The following is a 17,662-nucleotide window of genomic DNA, read 5'->3' on the forward strand; positions in this document are numbered from 1 at the left end:
ATTGATTGTTTTTTGGCTTAAAAATTATAAATGTGAAAAATACAATTACAAATGTATAAATTATGTTTGGAATATTAATATTTAAAATTACATTTGTGTAATCGATTACATTTTTGAAGGTTTTTTTGTATAGAAAATTACAGCAAAAAGTTAAAGAAATTAAAATAATATTAGTGACGCAAGGATGAATAATAGACTAGGAATTGATTTTTTTGCAAGGATATGTCTGATGTTTGTCTTGTTAGTGTCAGGAAGTTATAGTATGGCTCAAACAACCGAGATTGGAATAGCTTCTGGAAAACAAAAAAATAAAATTTCGGACAAACTGAAATGGTCTGAGCGAATGGCCTTGACTCTCATGCAGCGTCATCCGCAGTCCTATAGTATTGATGATGCAAAAAATCCTCATTGGGATTATGTACATGGATTAGTTTTATATGCTTTTGAGGAATTGAATAAACAAAAAAAGGATCAAAAATATGCTGCTTATATCAAAGAATATGCAGATGATTTAATTGATGCCGAAGGGAATATCAAAACCTATGAATTTAATTCTTATAATATTGATAATATAGTCGCAGGGAGATTATTGTTTGGTTTATATAAAAAAACAAACGATAAGCGCTACTTAACTGCTATTCAGACTTTAAGCAAGCAAATACAAGAGCAGCCACGAACTCCAAGCGGAGGATTTTGGCATAAAAAAATGTATCCTAACCAAATGTGGCTGGATGGGCTGTACATGGGAGAACCATTTTATGCACAATATACTGCAGTGTTTGAAAATGGTAAAAACTTGGATGATGTAGCCAAACAATTTGAATTGATCCAATTACATGCTACCGATAAAAAAACAGGATTGTTATACCACGCCTGGGATGAAAGCAAAGCAATGCCTTGGGCGAATAAAACAACGGGCACTTCTCCCAATTTTTGGTCAAGATCTATTGGCTGGTACGTGATGGCTTTGGTTGATGTATTGGATTATTTTCCTAAAGAACATCCGAAAAGAAAAGAATTAATTGGTTATTTGAATACTATTTCAAATGAATTAATTAAATTTCAAGACAAATCTGGCATGTGGTATCAAGTAACAGATATGGGAAGCAGAGAAGGAAATTATTTAGAATCTTCAGGTACTGCTATGTTTGCTTATGCTTTTGCAAAAGGAGTAAATAAGGGATATTTGCCCGAAAAATTCAAAAAAATTGCAAATAAAGCATTTGACGGATTGACAAAACAATCAATGAAAATTGATTCAAATGGCGAAATTGAATTAACTAATGCTTGTGCTGTAGCAGGTTTGGGTGGAAATCCGTATCGCGATGGTTCTTTCGAATATTATATTGCCGAAAGAAAGAAAAATAATGACCCGAAAGTAACTGGGCCTTTTATTTTGGCAGCTTTAGAATTGAATAAATAAAATTAAATTTTAATAAATATGTTTTCATTACAAAATAAAAAAGCAATAGTAACAGGAGGAGGCAGCGGTATTGGCAGAGCCATAGCTACGCTGTTTGCTAAACAAGGAGCTGAGGTTCATATTATCGATTTAACGATCGAAAGCGCTCAAGAAGCTGTGGAAGATATTAAACAATCTGGAGGAAAAATATTTTCTTATGCTTGTAATGTAGCCAATCAAAAAGAAGTTATTGAAACTTTTGAAAAAATAGGGAACATCCATATTTTGATAAATAATGCAGGAATTGCTCACGTAGGAAAAGTAGACACTACGCCAGAAGCCGATTTTGACCGAGTGATGAATGTAAACGTAAAAGGAGTTTACAATTGTTTGTACGCTGCAATTCCACAATTTCGATTGTCAAACGGAGGGGTAATTTTGAATATGGCTTCTATTGCTTCATGGGTTGGGATTCCTGATCGTTTTGCTTATTCTACAGGAAAAGGTGCTGTAATGGCAATGACTTTGTCTGTTGCTAAAGACTACATTAATGAAGGCATCCGCTGTAATTCAATTTCGCCTGCGAGAGTCCATACACCATTTGTTGATGGTTTTATCAATAAAAATTATCCTGGAAAAGAAGCCGAAATTTTCGAAAAACTATCAAAATCGCAGCCTATTGGAAGAATGGGCAAACCAGATGAAGTTGCTGCATTAGCACTGTATTTATGCAGTGATGAAGCAGGTTTTATAACTGGTTCGGATTACCCCATTGACGGAGGTTTTATCAAGTTAAATAACTAAAAATGTGACTAAGCCACTAAGCGAATTAAGATTAAAAAAACTTAGAAACTCAGCAACTTAAAAAAATAACTAATTAAAAAAATATAAAAAAATGAAATTAATACGTTTTGGAGCTATAGGACAGGAAAAACCAGGAGTTATCATTGGAGAAAAAAGATATGATGTATCTTCAATTGTAACCGATTTTAATGAAGCTTTTTTTGAAGAAAATGGATTAGAAAAATTAAAAAAAGCATTAGAGAGTAATCCTGTTTTACCAGAAGTAGGTGCGAATGTACGTTTGGGTTCTCCTGTGGCGAGACCATCAAAAATAATCTGCATTGGTTTAAACTATGTAGATCACTGTAAAGAAACCGGTGCACCTATTCCAGCAGAACCAATTATCTTTTTCAAGTCAACTACTTCTTTATGCGGTCCAAATGATGATCTGATTATTCCAAAAAACAGTGAAAAAACAGACTGGGAAATCGAATTGGCATTTGTTATAGGCAAAAAAGCAAGTTATGTGGAAGAAGCAGAGGCTTTGGATTATGTAGCGGGTTATGCTTTATTAAACGATTACAGCGAAAGAGCTTTTCAAATCGAAATGGGAGGACAATGGGCTAAAGGGAAAGGCTGCGATACGTTTGCKCCACTTGGGCCATTTTTGGCTACTCAAGATGAAATTGCCGATGTAAATAATATTCCGATGTGGCTGACGGTGAATGGTAAAAAATTCCAAGACAGCAATACCTTAAACCTGGTTTTTAAAATTCCATTTTTAGTGCACTATTTAAGCCAGTTCATGACATTAATGCCGGGTGATATTATCAGTACAGGAACGCCTCCAGGAGTTGGGTTAGGAATCAAGCCAGATCCAATTTATATCAAACCCGGTGACATTATTGAGCTGGGAATGGAAGGTTTGGGATCTAGCAGACAAGTAGCAAAAGCATACAGTAAATAATGCAAATTTAGAAGTTATAACTCTCAAAAATTAATTCTATTAAAATGAAATATATTGTTTGCGAAAAACCGAAAGAGTTTCTGATGAAAGAGAAACCAATGCCAGAACCCAAAGAAGGAGAAGTACTTTTGAAAATTAAAAAGATAGGAGTTTGCGGTACCGATATTCACGCTTTTGGAGGAACACAGCCTTATTTTGAATACCCAAGAATTTTAGGCCACGAATTGGCTGCTGAATATATAAAAGGAAATGCCAAAGGTTTTACACCTGGAGATAAAGTAACTTTTATTCCTTATTTCAGCTGCGGAAAATGTGTGGCCTGCAGAAACGGATTAACTAATTGCTGTGCCAATATTAAAGTTTTTGGTGTGCATATTGATGGCGGAATGGCAGAGTATGTGACTGTTCCTGAGCAATATTTACTGCACGGACAAGGTTTGGATTATGATGAATTGGCTTTGGTAGAACCGCTTGCCATTGCTGCTCATGGTATCCGCAGAGCAGCTGTAAACGCAACTGATACTGTTTTGGTAATGGGCGCAGGACCTATCGGATTGGGATTGATTCAATTTGCAAAAATTGCCGGAGCCAAAGTTATTGTTATGGATATCAATGAATACCGTCTTAATTTTTGTAAAGAAGCACTGCAGGCAGATGAAACAATAAATCCTTTGCATGATGATGTGGCAGCAAGATTAGCAGAGCTTACTAATGGAGACATGGCCAATGTGGTGATTGATGCTACCGGAAACCAAAAAGTGATGAATAGTGCTTTCAACTATATTTCTCATGGCGGCCGATTTGTTTTGGTTGGTCTTCAGAAAGGGGAATTGAGTTTCAGCCATCCTGATTTTCATAAAAGAGAATCCACTTTAATGAGCAGTCGTAATGCTACCATCGAAGATTTTGAATATGTAATGCAATGTCTTAAAGCAGGTAAAATTGATCCTAAAAAATACATCACGCACAGAGCTGATTTTTCGGATATGATTACCGAATTTGAAAAATGGATTGATCCCAAAAATAATACTATTAAAGCAATTATTGAATTGAATTAATGCTAAAACAACAACAATTATGGATTTAAATTTAAAAGGAAAAATTATAGTAGTATCAGGTTCGGCTGGAAAAGAGGGAAGTATTGGTGAAACCATCATCAATCGATTGGCAGATGAAGGTGCGATTCCAGTTCTTGTGGATAGAAACAGCAGAGGTTTTGGATATGCCGAAGCATTGCAGAAAAAAGGAATCGACTCTTTATTTGTTCAAACGGATGTTACTAATCCTGATGAAATGCAGAACGCAGTCAATAAAATTGCTGCAAAATATGGAAGAATTGATGCAGTTATCAATAACGTAGGAGTAAACGACGGTGCAGGATTAGACGCTTCTTATGAAGAGTTTATGAATTCATTAAAACTGAATGTAGTGAGCTACTTCTTATTGGTGAAATTTGCGCTTCCGTACTTGAAAGAATCAAAAGGGAATATCTTAAATATTGGTTCAAAAGTTGCTTTGACAGGGCAGGGAGGAACTTCAGGTTACGCCGCCGCAAAAGGCGGAGTACTAGGATTGACTAGAGAATGGGCTGTAGACTTGATTCAGTTTGGTATCCGTTCGAATGCGATAATTATTGCTGAATGTTATACTCCAGCATACGAAGACTGGATCAAAACGGTACCGGACGGTGAAGCAGTTTTGAAAAAAATCAATAAAAGTATTCCATTTGAGGGAAGAATGACCAAAACAGAAGAAATTGCAGATACAGTACTTTTCATAATTTCGGATCGTTCGTCACATACAACAGGGCAATTTGTTTTTGTTGAAGGGGGTTATGTACATCTTGATCGTGCCTTAATTAGTGATGTAAATTAATTAGGAATGAATAAACGAATTGATTCCCACCAGCATTTTTGGAAATTCGATCCAGTTAGAGATAGCTGGATCGACGATTCGATGCAAAAGATTCAAAGGGATTTTTTACCCGAAGATTTACTGCCTTTGCTGACCGAAAATAAATTTCAGGGCTGTGTAGCAGTCGAAGCGCATCAATCGGAAGAACAGACTAATTTTTTAGCTGATTTGGCTTCTAAAAATGATTTTATAAAAGGTGTTGTAGGCTGGGTAGATTTACGCAATAAAAATGTAAGCGAAAGACTGAATCATTTTTCGGCTAATAAAATCATCAAAGGTTTCCGTCACGTAGTACAGGCCGAAGCCGATGATTTTATGCTGCGAAATGATTTCAGAAATGGAATTACATCACTTGCCGCATTTGATTTCACGTATGATATTCTCATTTTTCATCGACAGTTACCGGCTGCAATAGATTTGGTAAATCGCTTTCCGGAACAAAAATTTGTTATCGATCATATCGCGAAACCGAATATCAAATCGGGCGAAATTGTTTCTTGGGAAAAAGATATTAAAGAGATTGCTAAAGCTGAAAATGTATTGTGCAAAGTTTCCGGAATGGTCACAGAAGCCGATTGGAATAAATGGAAATCGCAGGATTTGATACCATACCTTGATGTTGTTTTTGAAAATTTTTCTACAGACAAATTGATGTTTGGATCGGACTGGCCTGTTTGTAATGTGGCTGCCAATTATTCGGAAGTGGTTGGGATTTTAGAGCAGTATTTGGCTCAGTTTAGAATTTCGGAACAGGATAATTTTTGGTTTGAGAATGCTAATTCTTTTTATAAACTGAATATTTAATAGTATTGTTATAGAAATTAAAAAGTTTATTGGTTGAAAAATCAATAAACTTTTTTTTATGGTTTTCAATGAATTTTTAAATAGAAAATTGATTGTATTAACAGGTGGGTACAGGATGGTCTTTTTGTTTGTTCATTTTAAATTGCTTGCTAATTCAGAAAAGAATTTTAAAAAAAGTAATAACAAGGTTTAAATGGGGTAAATAGTATTTTGAATCGTTTAAATCTTGTCTAAAATAAAGCAAAATGCGTCTAAAGACTTTTAAAATAATATTGTCCGTTTTTTTAATAATGAGTTCCTTGTTTTCGGCCAATGCCAGCGAAATCTGGGTTTCACCTCAAGGAAAAGACACTAATCTCGGAACAAAATCCAGTCCTTTAGCGACGGTACAAATGGCAGTAAGAAAAGCCAGAGAATTACGCCGTCTGAAAGATGCTTCCATAAAAGACGGAATTCGTATTATTGTAATGAACGGAACGTATTATTTGAACGAACCTTTATTCGTAAGGCCTGAAGATTCGGGAACAACCGACAGTCCAACTACTATTGAAGCGGATGCGAATGCTAAGCCTATTTTGAGCGGCGGAATCGAAATCAAAAACTGGAAAAAATCTACACTTGCCATAAACGGCTTAAAAACAGGAACAATTTGGGAAGCCGATGCGCCACAGCAGGCGGGAGAAATTATCAATTACCGTCAGTTATGGGTGAATGGCAAAAAAGCGGTGAGAGCCAAGAACACTGCCGGAGATAAAATGGACAGAATTTTGTCATGGGATGCTGCAACTGAAACCTGCTGGATTCCTTTCAAAGATAAATCGGTGAAGTTCGAGCCGGGAATGGAAATGTACATCGTGCAATGGTGGGCAATTGCCAATCTTCGAATCAAAAATATCGAAATCAAAAAAGACAGTGCCCGACTTTCTTTCGAACAGCCGGAAAGCCATATTCAAAGCGAACACCCATGGCCAGCACCTTGGATTTCAAAAAATAACGGAAATTCAGCTTTTTATTTAAATAATGGCATTTCGATGCTGAATGAATCCGGAGAATGGTATCTGGATAGAAAAAAGGGCAAAATCTATTATATTCCAAGAGATGGAGAAGATTTGGCTTCGGCTAAAGTAACTGCTCCGGTTTTGGAAAATTTGGTAAAAATAGAAGGTACTTTAGATACTCCCGTACAGCATTTTAATTTCAAAGGAATTTCATTTCAGTACAGCAATTGGCTTCGTCCTTCGCAGCAAGGTCACGTCCCGTTGCAGGCAGGAATGTATTTATTGGATGCCTATAAATTGAAAATTCCAGGAACTCCTAATCAAGCCAATTTAGAAAATCAGGGCTGGGTAGGAAGACCAAGAGCAGCCGTTGAGGTAAACTATGCCAACAATACTCAATTCGAATCCTGCAGTTTTGAGCATTTGTCTTCAACAGGTTTGGATTTGCACAAAGGAACAAATCATAATACCGTAAAAGGAAATTTATTCAAAGACATTGGCGGAAACGGAATCAATCTGGGCGTTTTCTCCGAAGAATCTGTAGAGGCGCATTTGCCTTATACCGTAAAAGACGAAAGAATAGTTTGTTCGGACGAATTGATTTCGGATAATTTGATTACTAATGTTGCTAACGAAGATTGGGGATGTTTAGGAATTGCAGCCGGTTTTATAAAAAATCTGACCATCGAACACAACGAAATTTCGGATGTGGCTTATAGCGGCATTTCAATGGGCTGGGGCTGGACTCACACCGAAAATGTGATGCGCAACAATAAAATTTTGGCAAATAAAATTCATCATTATGCCAAGCATTTGCACGATGTGGCCGGAATTTACACGCTTTCATCACAGCCTGACAGCCGGATAGAAGAGAATTACATTGACAAAGTCTACAATAGTCCGTATGCACATGATCCGTTTTTGTGGCTGTATCTGTATACCGATGAAGGAAGCCAGCATTTCACCATTAAAAATAACTGGATTCCGATTCAGAAAATATTAAAAAACAACAATGGTCCCGCTGGAAATATCTGGCAGGACAATTATGCTTTTGTAGATCCTAAAATCAAAGAAAACGCAGGAATCCGTGCACCATACAGTAGTTTATTGGCTAAAGAAGTTGTCGTTGACGAAGCCTGGGGCTTACAGGAAATGCCAAAAGCGGTTGCGATTGAAGTAATCGGAAAAGATCTGGATATCGAAAAAATCAAATCGACCATAAAAGGGTTTCGAATTGTAGGCGAAGAATTGTATCAATGGGAAAATCATCTGGTGATTTACGGATTGATGAATCAGCCGGAAAGAACGAAGAGAAAACTGGCTTTAGCTTTCCCTAAACTGGAAATTAAAATCTACGAAAATCCAATTTATGATTTTCAAAATTTCGAAAGATGCAAAGATGCAAAAATAGCTTCGGAATGGGAAAATATTGTTCTTACTGCGAATTTGATAGAAGACGAAAAACTGCAAAAAGAATACGTGGATTACCACACAACCCAATTCGAAAAATGGCCTGAAATTGCCAAAGGTTTCTGTAATGCCGATTTTCAGCAATTGCAGGTTTTCAAAAACGGGAGACAATTGATACTAATCATCAGCATTCCAAAAGGAGAAAATTTGGATAAACTGAATCCAAAAACAACCGAAAACAATCCGCGTGTAGAGGATTGGAACAACTTAATAAAAAAATACCAAACGGGAATTGAAGGTGCAAAACCAAACGAGACCTGGATATTTTTGAATAAAGTAAATACAAAATAATCACACATAAGTTTTCTGACAGGTTTCCAAAACCTGTAAGGTATGTTTTAAGCCATCAATAAAATATTAAGCCACAGATTAGAATGATTAACAGAGAATAAAATTTTTCAAAGAAAGTCCGACTAATTCAATTGTAAGGAATCAAATTCTTTAAAAAAATAGATGACAATTAAAACCAATCTAAAATAATTAGTTCTAACTCGTTATACCCAGCACGAACCTTTTAGTATGGTATTAGATATTTCTCCAAAAAATGCTCCCAAAAACGGGAGCATTTTTTTATTTCAGCATAGCACAGGACAGTACAGGATGTGAAATGTAGAAACAACACTTATCTTTATTGCTAAAATATCTTTTTATGCGAAATCGATTTCTAAATTTTAAAAAATTATTTGTTTTTACAGTTTTATTTTCTTCCGTTTTTGTATTTGCTCAGGAAAATAAGCCTGCGACTTGGATTTGGTATCCAGGTGATTTTGAAGTTTGGTTAAGCAATAAAATGCAGGTAAGACGTACAGAACGCGAAGCAGTATTTCCACCGCTTTGGCAATATTATAGTCCGTATGCTCTGGTAACTTTTCAAACAGAAGTAGATATTCCAGCTCCAGACGAGGCAAAAATTTACTCGGAAGGTTCTTTTCAATTACTTTTAGATGGTGTTCAAATTTACGGACAGCCAAAATCAATAAAAATTCCTGCTGGAAAACACAAAATTTCCTTTAAAGTATATAATCAGGAAGTGTTGCCGGCTATTTATATTGCGGGTAAATATGTTAAATCTAATGCATACTGGAAGGTGACCAATGAAGACAAACTTTGGATTGATGAAGCCGGAAAAGCACAACAATCAGGAACACCATGGGTACCTGTAGGTTCCTGGAATTTTGATTCACCAGAAAATAAACCTTCCGGATTTAAGTTAACAACCACACCTTGGAACGCTAAAAAAACAGAAAAAATAGGAGCTGGTCAGTTAGTCGATTTTGGCAAAGAAACTTTTGGCTATATTAAAATTCACGGTTTAAAAGGAAAGGGAAAACTAGCACTTTATTATGGTGAATCTCGTGAGGAAGCTTTGGATTCTGCCAAATGTGAAACATTAGATCATTTATCTTTTGATGGAAATCAGCCAGAAACCTACACACATAATGGATCGAAAGCATTTCGTTATGTTCAGGTGCAGGCAGATGCAGGGGTAAAATATGATTCTATTTCGATGCTTTATGAATATTTACCATTAGAATATCGCGGTGCATTCAAATCTTCTGACCAGGAATTGAATAAAATCTGGGATGTGTCGGCTTACACGATGCATTTAACATCCCGCGAATTTTTTATAGACGGAATTAAACGTGACCGCTGGGTTTGGTCTGGCGATGCTTATCAAAGTTATTTAATGAATTATTATTTATTCTTTGATTCGGCTTCAGTAGAACGAACGCTGTTGGCGCTTCGCGGTAAAGAACCTGTGACGGCTCACGTCAATATCATAATGGATTATTCGCTGTATTGGTTTGTCGGTGTTTACGATTACTATTTACACACGGGCGACACGAAATTCATCAAAACTTTTTATCCACGAATGAAATCATTGATGGAATTCTGCTTGGAAAGAAGAAACAAAAACGGATTCCTGGAACCATTAGAAGGAGATTGGGTTTTTATTGACTGGGCGAACGGATTGCCAAAAACTGGCGAGGTTAGTTTTGAGCAAATGCTTTTAGCCAGAAGTTTAGAAGCCATGGCAGTTAGTGCTAAAATTGCAGGCGAAAACGAAGACCAAAAACAATATCAAAAATTATCAGATGATTTAAAAACAAAATTATTTGACGTGTTTTGGGACAAGAAAGAAAACGTGATGAAGCATCAGCGTATCGATGGTAAAATGCAGGATATTGTAACCAGATACGCTAATATGTTCGGTATTTTTTTCAATTACTTTAATGAAGAACAAAAACAAAGCATCAAAAATAAGGTGTTGCTCAATGATAAAGTGCTGAAAATTACAACACCATACATGCGTTTTTACGAGTTGGAAGCCTTGTGTGCCATGGGCGAACAAGATTATGTGCTGAAAGAAATGAAAGACTATTGGGGCGGAATGCTAAAAGAAGGTGCTACTTCTTTTTGGGAAGAATACAATCCAACGAAAAAAGGAACAGGACATTTAGCAATGTATGGACGCCCTTATGGAAAAAGCCTTTGCCATGCTTGGGGTTCCAGTCCAATTTATCTGCTTGGAAAATATTATTTAGGTGTAAAACCAACTGCTCCGGGTTATGCTGAATATGAAATCAAACCTAATTTAGGCGGACAGCAATGGATGGAAGGAAAAGTGCCAACCCCAAACGGAGAAGTCGCCGTATATTGTAGTACCACAGCAATCAAAGTAAAAGCATCTGAAGGCGAAGGAAAATTGATTTTCGAAAGTTCAAGCAAGCCAAAAATAAGTTCAGGAACGATTACAGAATTGGCAAAGAACAAATACCAATTAACGGTAAAACCGAATGTGGAGTATAAAGTAAGTTATAAAGCGATTTAAGTTCTTAGTGATTAGTCCTTAGTTCATAGTTTGCGACGCTATTTTTGTCATTTCGACGTAAGGAGAAATCACACACGTAACCACAAAGATTGTCGATTATAGTTGCGGAGTTTCCAATGTGATTTCTCCTCCGTCGAAATGACAAGATTGAACTTTTAAAAAATAAAACAATGCTTTTAAAAAACACAAAATACAATTTCAAATTAAAAACAGCTTTTCTGCTGTTGCTTTCAGTATGTCTTCAATTTTCAGTCTTGGCTCAAAACTCAGCATGGAAACCAGCACCTTTTGAAGTAGTCAACAAGTACAAAACTTTCAAAACAACACAATACGCACACGTTTTTTCAGGAAGCAAACACAATATTGTCAAACTTGCTCCGGAATTACAAGGATTAACAGGAGTTGAACTTCCTTTAGCTTCATATAAAAACGGAACAAACGCGCCTCTACAATTAAAACTTAAAGAACCAGTTCAGATTTTGATTGGCGTATTTCAGGAATCAGACAACAAAGAATTTCTTCAGTCGAATGCAATAGAAAACGGGAATCTGATTCTAAAAAACGGAGTTACCATTACAGGTTTAGCTCCCGTAAATGTATATGCGATTGCGTATCCAAAAGGAACACAAACCATCAATCCCGGAAAAGGATTATTCGCCGTTTTAGGAGTAGTAAAAGCTTCTCAAAAACTGGAATTCAGAAATGTAGAACTTCCAGATGGGAAATTGTGGAATCCAACCTATATCGTTGAAGGATTTTCAGATGAAAAACCACTTTTCGAAATCATTGGCGGAGAAAATAAAGCCGTTATCGATGAAGGAATGCCCGGAACCGAAGATATTCAGGGAGGTTTTGAAGGCGGACGAGTGGTAAAAGTAGGCGATACTTATCATATGTTTCCAACCGAAAGAGCAGGAGAAAAAGGCGTTGATTACTATTACGATCGTGTCAAAACTAAAATCGGACATTGGACGAGTAAAGATGCGATTCACTGGAAAAGGGAATCCACGATTTATCAGGCCAGCGGAGTGTATGCCGTTACCGAAGATGATAATCCGATGAATGACCGACGTTCGGCAATCTGGTCGTATATGCCGGTTTTTAGCGAAAAGGCAAACAAATGGTACGGCTATTATTTAGCTTACACAGTTAGTAAGACTATAGAACCAAATCACTCTTTCGGAAGAATCTGGCGTTGCGAATCGACTGTCGATGGAATCAACGGAATTGGTGGTCCTTACAAAGATATGGGCATCATTATGGAACCGGGTTTGGATTCACAACCTTGGGAAGGACGTCAGGGAGTAGCTTCGTTTTTTCCGTATAAAGTCGGCGATAAATATTTCGGATTTTACAGTGGAGCCTATCCATTTGCCTCCTGGGCAGATTATCCGAAGAAATCAGGAAAAGGCTGGTTCGTTGCTTTGGCAGAATCGAATAGTCTCGAAGGTCCGTGGAAACGATTAAATAAAGGTTTGGAACCGATAAAAACTTTACACCCACAATTTGTTGAAAATCCGATTGTGAGTCAGTTGCCAAACGGTTTATACATCGCCATTTTTGATGGAGGCCCGGAAGGCTGGGGACATCATTTACCCAATATGATTGGATATTCACTTTCGAAAGATGGAATCAATTGGGGTGAAGCAAGATATTTACCAATAGAAACCAAAGTCGATAAATGGTGGGATATTATGCGAACGCCATTGTGTTTAATCCCCGAAGGAAATGATATTTATACCATCGTGTACAACGCCATCGATCTGAAAAGAAGATTTCACCCGACAGGAATGGTAAAAGTAAAACTGAATAAAGATGTAATGGAATCGCGATTAAAGGAATTGAAATAAAAGATGGAACGCGGATGAGGCGGATTTACTTCGTAAAGACGCGGATTAAAACGGGTTTTTAATAATTCAAAATAATAGAAATCTGCAAAAATCCTTTTAAATCTGCGTGAAAAAATATAGCACGCAGATTTAGCAGGTTTTATGTTGATAGATTAAAGAAAAAAATCCGCTTTAATCAGTTTAATCCGTGTCATCCGCGTTCCATTGAAGCAAATTATTTGAAATGAAAAATAGAATACAATATATCGTAATTGGAATCACAGCTTTGCTGATAGCGAGTTGTGCCACCAAATACAAAAAAAGGGAAATCAACGAAACCGTAATGCAGGAGATTTACAACGAAATCAAAACGCCTTACAAATACGGTTTGGTAATGGTTCCAACGGACAACTCCTATAAAATGGACTGCCCGAGCGTGTTCCGAAAAGACGGAAAATGGTTTATGACCTATTTAATTTACGATGGAAGAGGCTACGAAACCTGGCTGGCAGAAAGCGATGATTTATTGCATTGGAAGTATTTAGGAAAAGTAATGTCCTTTTCAGAAAATGAAAAACACTGGGACGTGAACCAAAAAGCAGGATATATTTCACTACAAGATCCAACCTGGGGCGGAAGTTACGAATGGGAAAAATACGATGACAAATACTGGATGAGTTATTTTGGCGGGAATACTAAGGGATATGAAGCTGGTGTTTTATCAATCGGAATGGCTTATACTAAAGAAGCCCCGACAAAACCACACGAATTTCAAAGATTGGAAAATCCAGTTTTGACACCAAAAGATAAAGACGCTAAGTGGTGGGATAATAGTACGATGTACAAAAACAGTGTGATTCGTGATAAGGATAAAGTAACAGGACACAATTTTATCATGTATTATAATGCCCGTGGCGATAGTTTAAATCCTGCAAAAGGCGCAGAGCGTATTGCGATGGCAGTATCGAACGATATGAAACAATGGAAGCGATATGGCAATAAACCATTAATCAATCATCATAAAGGAATCTCGGGAGATGCCTATATTCAGCGTATTAATGATACTTGGGTGATGTTCTATTTTGGAGCTTTTTGGACGGGTTGGAATCAAGGTGCATTTAACCGTTTTGCAGTTTCAAATGATTTAGTAAACTGGATCGACTGGAAAGGCGATGATTTAATTAAATCTTCTGAGCCTTATGACAATATGTTTGCGCACAAATCATTTGTGGTAAAACACGACGGCGTTGTCTATCATTTTTACTGCGCAGTGAACAAAGCAGAACAAAGAGGAATTGCAGTAGCAACTTCGAAGGATTTAGGGAAAAGTAAAATGAATTTTGTGGCTCCGCCAGAGAAAAAAGAGAAGAAATAATGAATAATTTTAAGGTACTAATTTTTATATTATTTGGAATAACTGTCCAAGCGCAATCCGTAACCGGCGAACCTGCAGGAATTCCTGAATTGCACAAAAAATACGAGTTTGCTCCTTGGGAAGATCCAACAGTTACCAGTATTAATAGACAGCCTTCGAGAGCAACAGCATATTCGTACACGAGTGTTGAAGATGCGCTAAAAGGCGACAGAACCAAAAGCCGAATTCAAATGCTGAACGGCGATTGGGATTTTAAATACGCGGTGAATCTTGAAAAAGCATCAAAAGATTTTTATAAAGCCACAGTTTCAGGCTGGGATAAAATTGAAGTCCCTTCCAACTGGGAAATGAAAGGGTATGATAATCCAATTTATAAAAGTGCCGTTTATCCGTTTCGGCCAATAAATCCGCCTTACATTCCTAAAGATTATAATGGGATTGGTTCGTATCAACACAGTTTTACCATTCCTGCCAATTGGAAAGATATGACGGTGACCTTGCATTTTGGCGGAGTAAGTTCCGGTTTTCAGGTTTGGCTGAATGGAGAGTTTTTGGGTTATGGAGAAGACAGTTGTTTGCCTTCGGAATTTGATATTACACCTTATTTAAAAGAGGGAGAAAATGTGGTTTCGGTTCAGGTAATCCGTTGGGTGGATGGTTCGTATCTCGAAGATCAGGATCATTGGCGTATGAGCGGAATCCAGCGTGAAGTGTTTATTATGGCAGAGCCAAAACTGCGTATTCAGGATTTCTTTGTGCAAACGAAATTAGATAAACAATACACAGATGCTATTTTTAAAGTGCGTCCAAAAGTAGAGAATCTGACTGGAGAAAAAGTCAAAGATTACACTATGAATGTTCAGTTGTACGATGCCAACAATGTGGCGATGTTCAAAGAACCGCTTCAAAGGCCTGTGATTGATTTAATCAACGAAAGTTACCCGCGTCTAGACAATGTGCGTTTTGGATTTTTTCAGGAAACTATCAAAAATCCAAAAAAATGGAGTTCTGAAGAGCCGAATTTATACACGATGGTCATTTCCATAAAAGATAAAAACGGTAACATCACAGAAGCGAAAAGCTGTAAAGTAGGTGTTCGTTCGATCGAATTTTCGAAAGAAAACGGTAAAATGTTAATCAACGGAAAAGAGACGTACGTATATGGCGTAAACCGTCACGATCATAATCCAATCCGTGGAAAAGCGGTAACAAGAGAAGATATCAAACAAGATATTACAACGATTAAGAAGTTCAATTTCAACTTTATCCGGACCAGCCATTATCCAAACGATCCCTATTTTTATGAATTATGCGATCAATACGGAATTATGGTGATGGACGAAGCCAATCAGGAAACTCACGGAATTGGCGGAAAATTAGCCAATGACCCAAAATGGACAAACGCTTATTTGGAACGTATGTCCCGAATGGTCGAAAGAGATAAAAATCACCCATCGGTGGTAATGTGGAGTTTGGGTAACGAAGGCGGAAAAGGACCAAATCATTCCGCAATGTCAGGTTGGGTTCACGATTTTGACATTACACGTCCCGTACATTATGAGCCTGCACAGGGGAATGCAAAATTAGACGGTTATATCGATCCGCTTGACCCGGGATATCCTAAAACAATCGATCACGCCTACCGATTCGAAAACCCGCAGGATGATTCGTATGTCGATATGGTCAGCCGTTTTTATCCAGGTGTTTTCACTCCGAAATTTTTAGTGGATCAGAAAAAAGATACCCGACCAATTATTTTTGTGGAATACTCACACGCAATGGGGAATTCCGTTGGAAATTTAAAAGAATTATGGGATGAATTCCGTTCACTTCCAAGAGTGATTGGAGGCTGTATCTGGGAATTTAAAGATCAGGGATTGGTGAAATTCGATTCCAGATCAGGTCAGAATTATTTTGCTCACGGTGGAGATTTTGGTGAAAGATACCACGATGGAAATTTCAATACCAAAGGAATTGTCGATTCCAACGGAAAACCAAAAGGTTCACTTTTTGAAAATAAATGGGTGTATCAGCCCGCAACTTCAACGTTGAAAGAGAATAATCAATTAGAAATAAAAAATCGCAGTGCTGTAAAATCTTTAGCAGATTACATTCCGGTTTTGAAAATTCTGGAAAACGGAAATGTGATCAAGACGCAAATTTTAAAACCTTTCAATGTAGAAGCAGGACAATCGACCACTTTAAATGTAAGTCAGTATCTTCCAAAAATGAAAGCAGATGCAGAGTACATTTTGAATATCGAATTCCAGCTTTCGAAAGATGAACTTTGGGCTTCAAAAGGATACGCTGTCGCAGAAGATCAGTTTCTGCTGAAAAAGAAAGAAGTTGTTTTAGAATCCAAAAAAGGAAATCTAAATGTTTCCGAATCAGATTCAGATTTTAACATCAAAGGAAAAGCTTTCGATATAAAAATTAATAAAACAAACGGAGCCTTGAGTTCGTATGTTTTCAACGGAGAAGAACAGGTTTTTGCACCTTTGCTTCCAAATTTCGTTAGACCGCTTACGGATAATGACAAACGAGGATGGAAATCGCAAAAGCTGTTGAAACAATGGTATAAAGTAAAACCTAAATTGGTCAATATTTCAATTGATAAATCAGCTTCTGAAATCAAAATCACAAGCGATTACGAAATCATAAAAGACAGTGCGAGCGTAAAAGTAGTGTACAATATCAAACCAGATGGCGTGATAAAAGTAAACTACAGTTTAAAAGCTTCGGACAAACTGCCTAACATTCCAAAAATAGGAATGCAGATGGGAGTTCAAAGAAAGTTTGACCAAATTTCATGGTACGGAAAAGGAGAATTGGAAAATTACAACGACAGAAGTTTCGGTTCGTTTGTTGGCAAATATTCGCTTCCAATAAATGATTTTATCGAACATTACCCAAAACCGCAGGAAAACGGAAACAGATGTGATGTAAGATGGATGGCGCTTACAACCCCTCAGAAAAATCAAGGTTTTTTAATTACAAATGATACCAAAGTTTTGAGCATGAGCGCATGGCCTTACACACAGGAAAATTTAAGCGGAGCTTCACATACTTACGATCTAAAAGATCCGGGATTTTTGACAGTAAATATTGATTTAATGCAGATGGGAGTGGGAGGAAACGACAGCTGGACATTGGTTGCACAGCCAATTGAACAATATCAGATTAAGTCAGGAGATTATCAATATAGTTTTTATTTGACACCTTTCAGCGGTTCAAAAAATCAATTGGGAAGTAGTTTGAAGAAGTTTAAGTATTAGAAAAAAATAAAA

General features: G+C 37.0%; 11 protein-coding genes. All 11 read left to right on the top strand.

Going from position 1 to position 17,662, the window contains the following annotated elements; genetic code table 11:
• The first annotated feature begins 184 nt into the window (after positions 1–184).
• The 11 genes from AC1DVP_RS13085 (at position 185) to AC1DVP_RS13135 (ending at position 17,650) form a co-directional block, all read left to right on the top strand.
• The gene (locus AC1DVP_RS13085) at positions 185–1,423 is read left to right on the top strand and encodes a glycoside hydrolase family 88/105 protein (RefSeq protein ID WP_477183920.1); all 1,239 of its coding nucleotides are present in this window, start codon (positions 185–187) and stop codon (positions 1,421–1,423) included.
• Between the two features lie 18 nt (positions 1,424–1,441).
• A complete protein-coding gene (locus AC1DVP_RS13090) occupies positions 1,442–2,206 on the top strand; it encodes an SDR family NAD(P)-dependent oxidoreductase (RefSeq protein ID WP_477183921.1) in 765 nt (254 codons plus the stop codon).
• 91 nt (positions 2,207–2,297) lie between these two features.
• Positions 2,298–3,152 (top strand): fumarylacetoacetate hydrolase family protein, encoded by an 855-nt coding sequence (locus AC1DVP_RS13095; protein WP_477183922.1) that lies wholly within the window; start codon positions 2,298–2,300, stop codon positions 3,150–3,152.
• A 44-nt stretch (positions 3,153–3,196) separates the two neighbouring features.
• The gene (locus tag AC1DVP_RS13100; RefSeq protein ID WP_477183923.1) at positions 3,197–4,210 is read left to right on the top strand and encodes a zinc-binding alcohol dehydrogenase family protein; all 1,014 of its coding nucleotides are present in this window, start codon (positions 3,197–3,199) and stop codon (positions 4,208–4,210) included.
• A 19-nt stretch (positions 4,211–4,229) separates the two neighbouring features.
• Positions 4,230–5,027 (top strand): SDR family oxidoreductase, encoded by a 798-nt coding sequence (locus tag AC1DVP_RS13105; protein ID WP_477183924.1) that lies wholly within the window; start codon positions 4,230–4,232, stop codon positions 5,025–5,027.
• Positions 5,028–5,033: 6 nt separating this feature from the next.
• The gene (locus tag AC1DVP_RS13110) at positions 5,034–5,870 is read left to right on the top strand and encodes an amidohydrolase family protein (RefSeq protein WP_477183925.1); all 837 of its coding nucleotides are present in this window, start codon (positions 5,034–5,036) and stop codon (positions 5,868–5,870) included.
• A gap of 290 nt (positions 5,871–6,160) precedes the next feature.
• A complete protein-coding gene (locus AC1DVP_RS13115) occupies positions 6,161–8,629 on the top strand; it encodes a right-handed parallel beta-helix repeat-containing protein (RefSeq protein ID WP_477183926.1) in 2,469 nt (822 codons plus the stop codon).
• 358 nt (positions 8,630–8,987) lie between these two features.
• Positions 8,988–11,171, top strand: coding sequence for an alpha-L-rhamnosidase-related protein (locus tag AC1DVP_RS13120; RefSeq protein ID WP_477183927.1), 2,184 nt, complete (start codon positions 8,988–8,990; stop codon positions 11,169–11,171).
• 170 nt (positions 11,172–11,341) lie between these two features.
• Positions 11,342–13,021, top strand: a complete 1,680-nt coding sequence (locus AC1DVP_RS13125; protein ID WP_477183928.1) for a glycoside hydrolase family protein — start codon at positions 11,342–11,344, stop codon at positions 13,019–13,021.
• Positions 13,022–13,244: 223 nt separating this feature from the next.
• Complete coding sequence (locus AC1DVP_RS13130) at positions 13,245–14,375, top strand: glycoside hydrolase family protein (protein WP_477183929.1); 1,131 nt, start codon at positions 13,245–13,247, stop codon at positions 14,373–14,375.
• Positions 14,375–17,650, top strand: a complete 3,276-nt coding sequence (locus AC1DVP_RS13135; RefSeq protein ID WP_477183930.1) for a glycoside hydrolase family 2 TIM barrel-domain containing protein — start codon at positions 14,375–14,377, stop codon at positions 17,648–17,650. Before AC1DVP_RS13130 ends, AC1DVP_RS13135 begins: the two co-directional genes overlap by 1 nt.
• Positions 17,651–17,662 lie beyond the last annotated feature (12 nt).

This window comes from Flavobacterium sp. P3_A6, assembly GCF_056403035.1.

What these genes read in the sequence shown, in the direction of transcription:
- AC1DVP_RS13085 (WP_477183920.1), top strand. Translation starts at nt 185, where the DNA reads ATGAATAATAGACTAGGAATTGATTTTTTTGCAAGGATATGTCTGATG.
- AC1DVP_RS13090 (WP_477183921.1), top strand. Translation starts at nt 1,442, where the DNA reads ATGTTTTCATTACAAAATAAAAAAGCAATAGTAACAGGAGGAGGCAGC.
- AC1DVP_RS13100 (WP_477183923.1), top strand. Translation starts at nt 3,197, where the DNA reads ATGAAATATATTGTTTGCGAAAAACCGAAAGAGTTTCTGATGAAAGAG.
- AC1DVP_RS13105 (WP_477183924.1), top strand. Translation starts at nt 4,230, where the DNA reads ATGGATTTAAATTTAAAAGGAAAAATTATAGTAGTATCAGGTTCGGCT.
- AC1DVP_RS13110 (WP_477183925.1), top strand. Translation starts at nt 5,034, where the DNA reads ATGAATAAACGAATTGATTCCCACCAGCATTTTTGGAAATTCGATCCA.
- AC1DVP_RS13115 (WP_477183926.1), top strand. Translation starts at nt 6,161, where the DNA reads ATGAGTTCCTTGTTTTCGGCCAATGCCAGCGAAATCTGGGTTTCACCT.
- AC1DVP_RS13120 (WP_477183927.1), top strand. Translation starts at nt 8,988, where the DNA reads ATGCGAAATCGATTTCTAAATTTTAAAAAATTATTTGTTTTTACAGTT.
- AC1DVP_RS13125 (WP_477183928.1), top strand. Translation starts at nt 11,342, where the DNA reads ATGCTTTTAAAAAACACAAAATACAATTTCAAATTAAAAACAGCTTTT.
- AC1DVP_RS13130 (WP_477183929.1), top strand. Translation starts at nt 13,245, where the DNA reads ATGAAAAATAGAATACAATATATCGTAATTGGAATCACAGCTTTGCTG.
- AC1DVP_RS13135 (WP_477183930.1), top strand. Translation starts at nt 14,375, where the DNA reads ATGAATAATTTTAAGGTACTAATTTTTATATTATTTGGAATAACTGTC.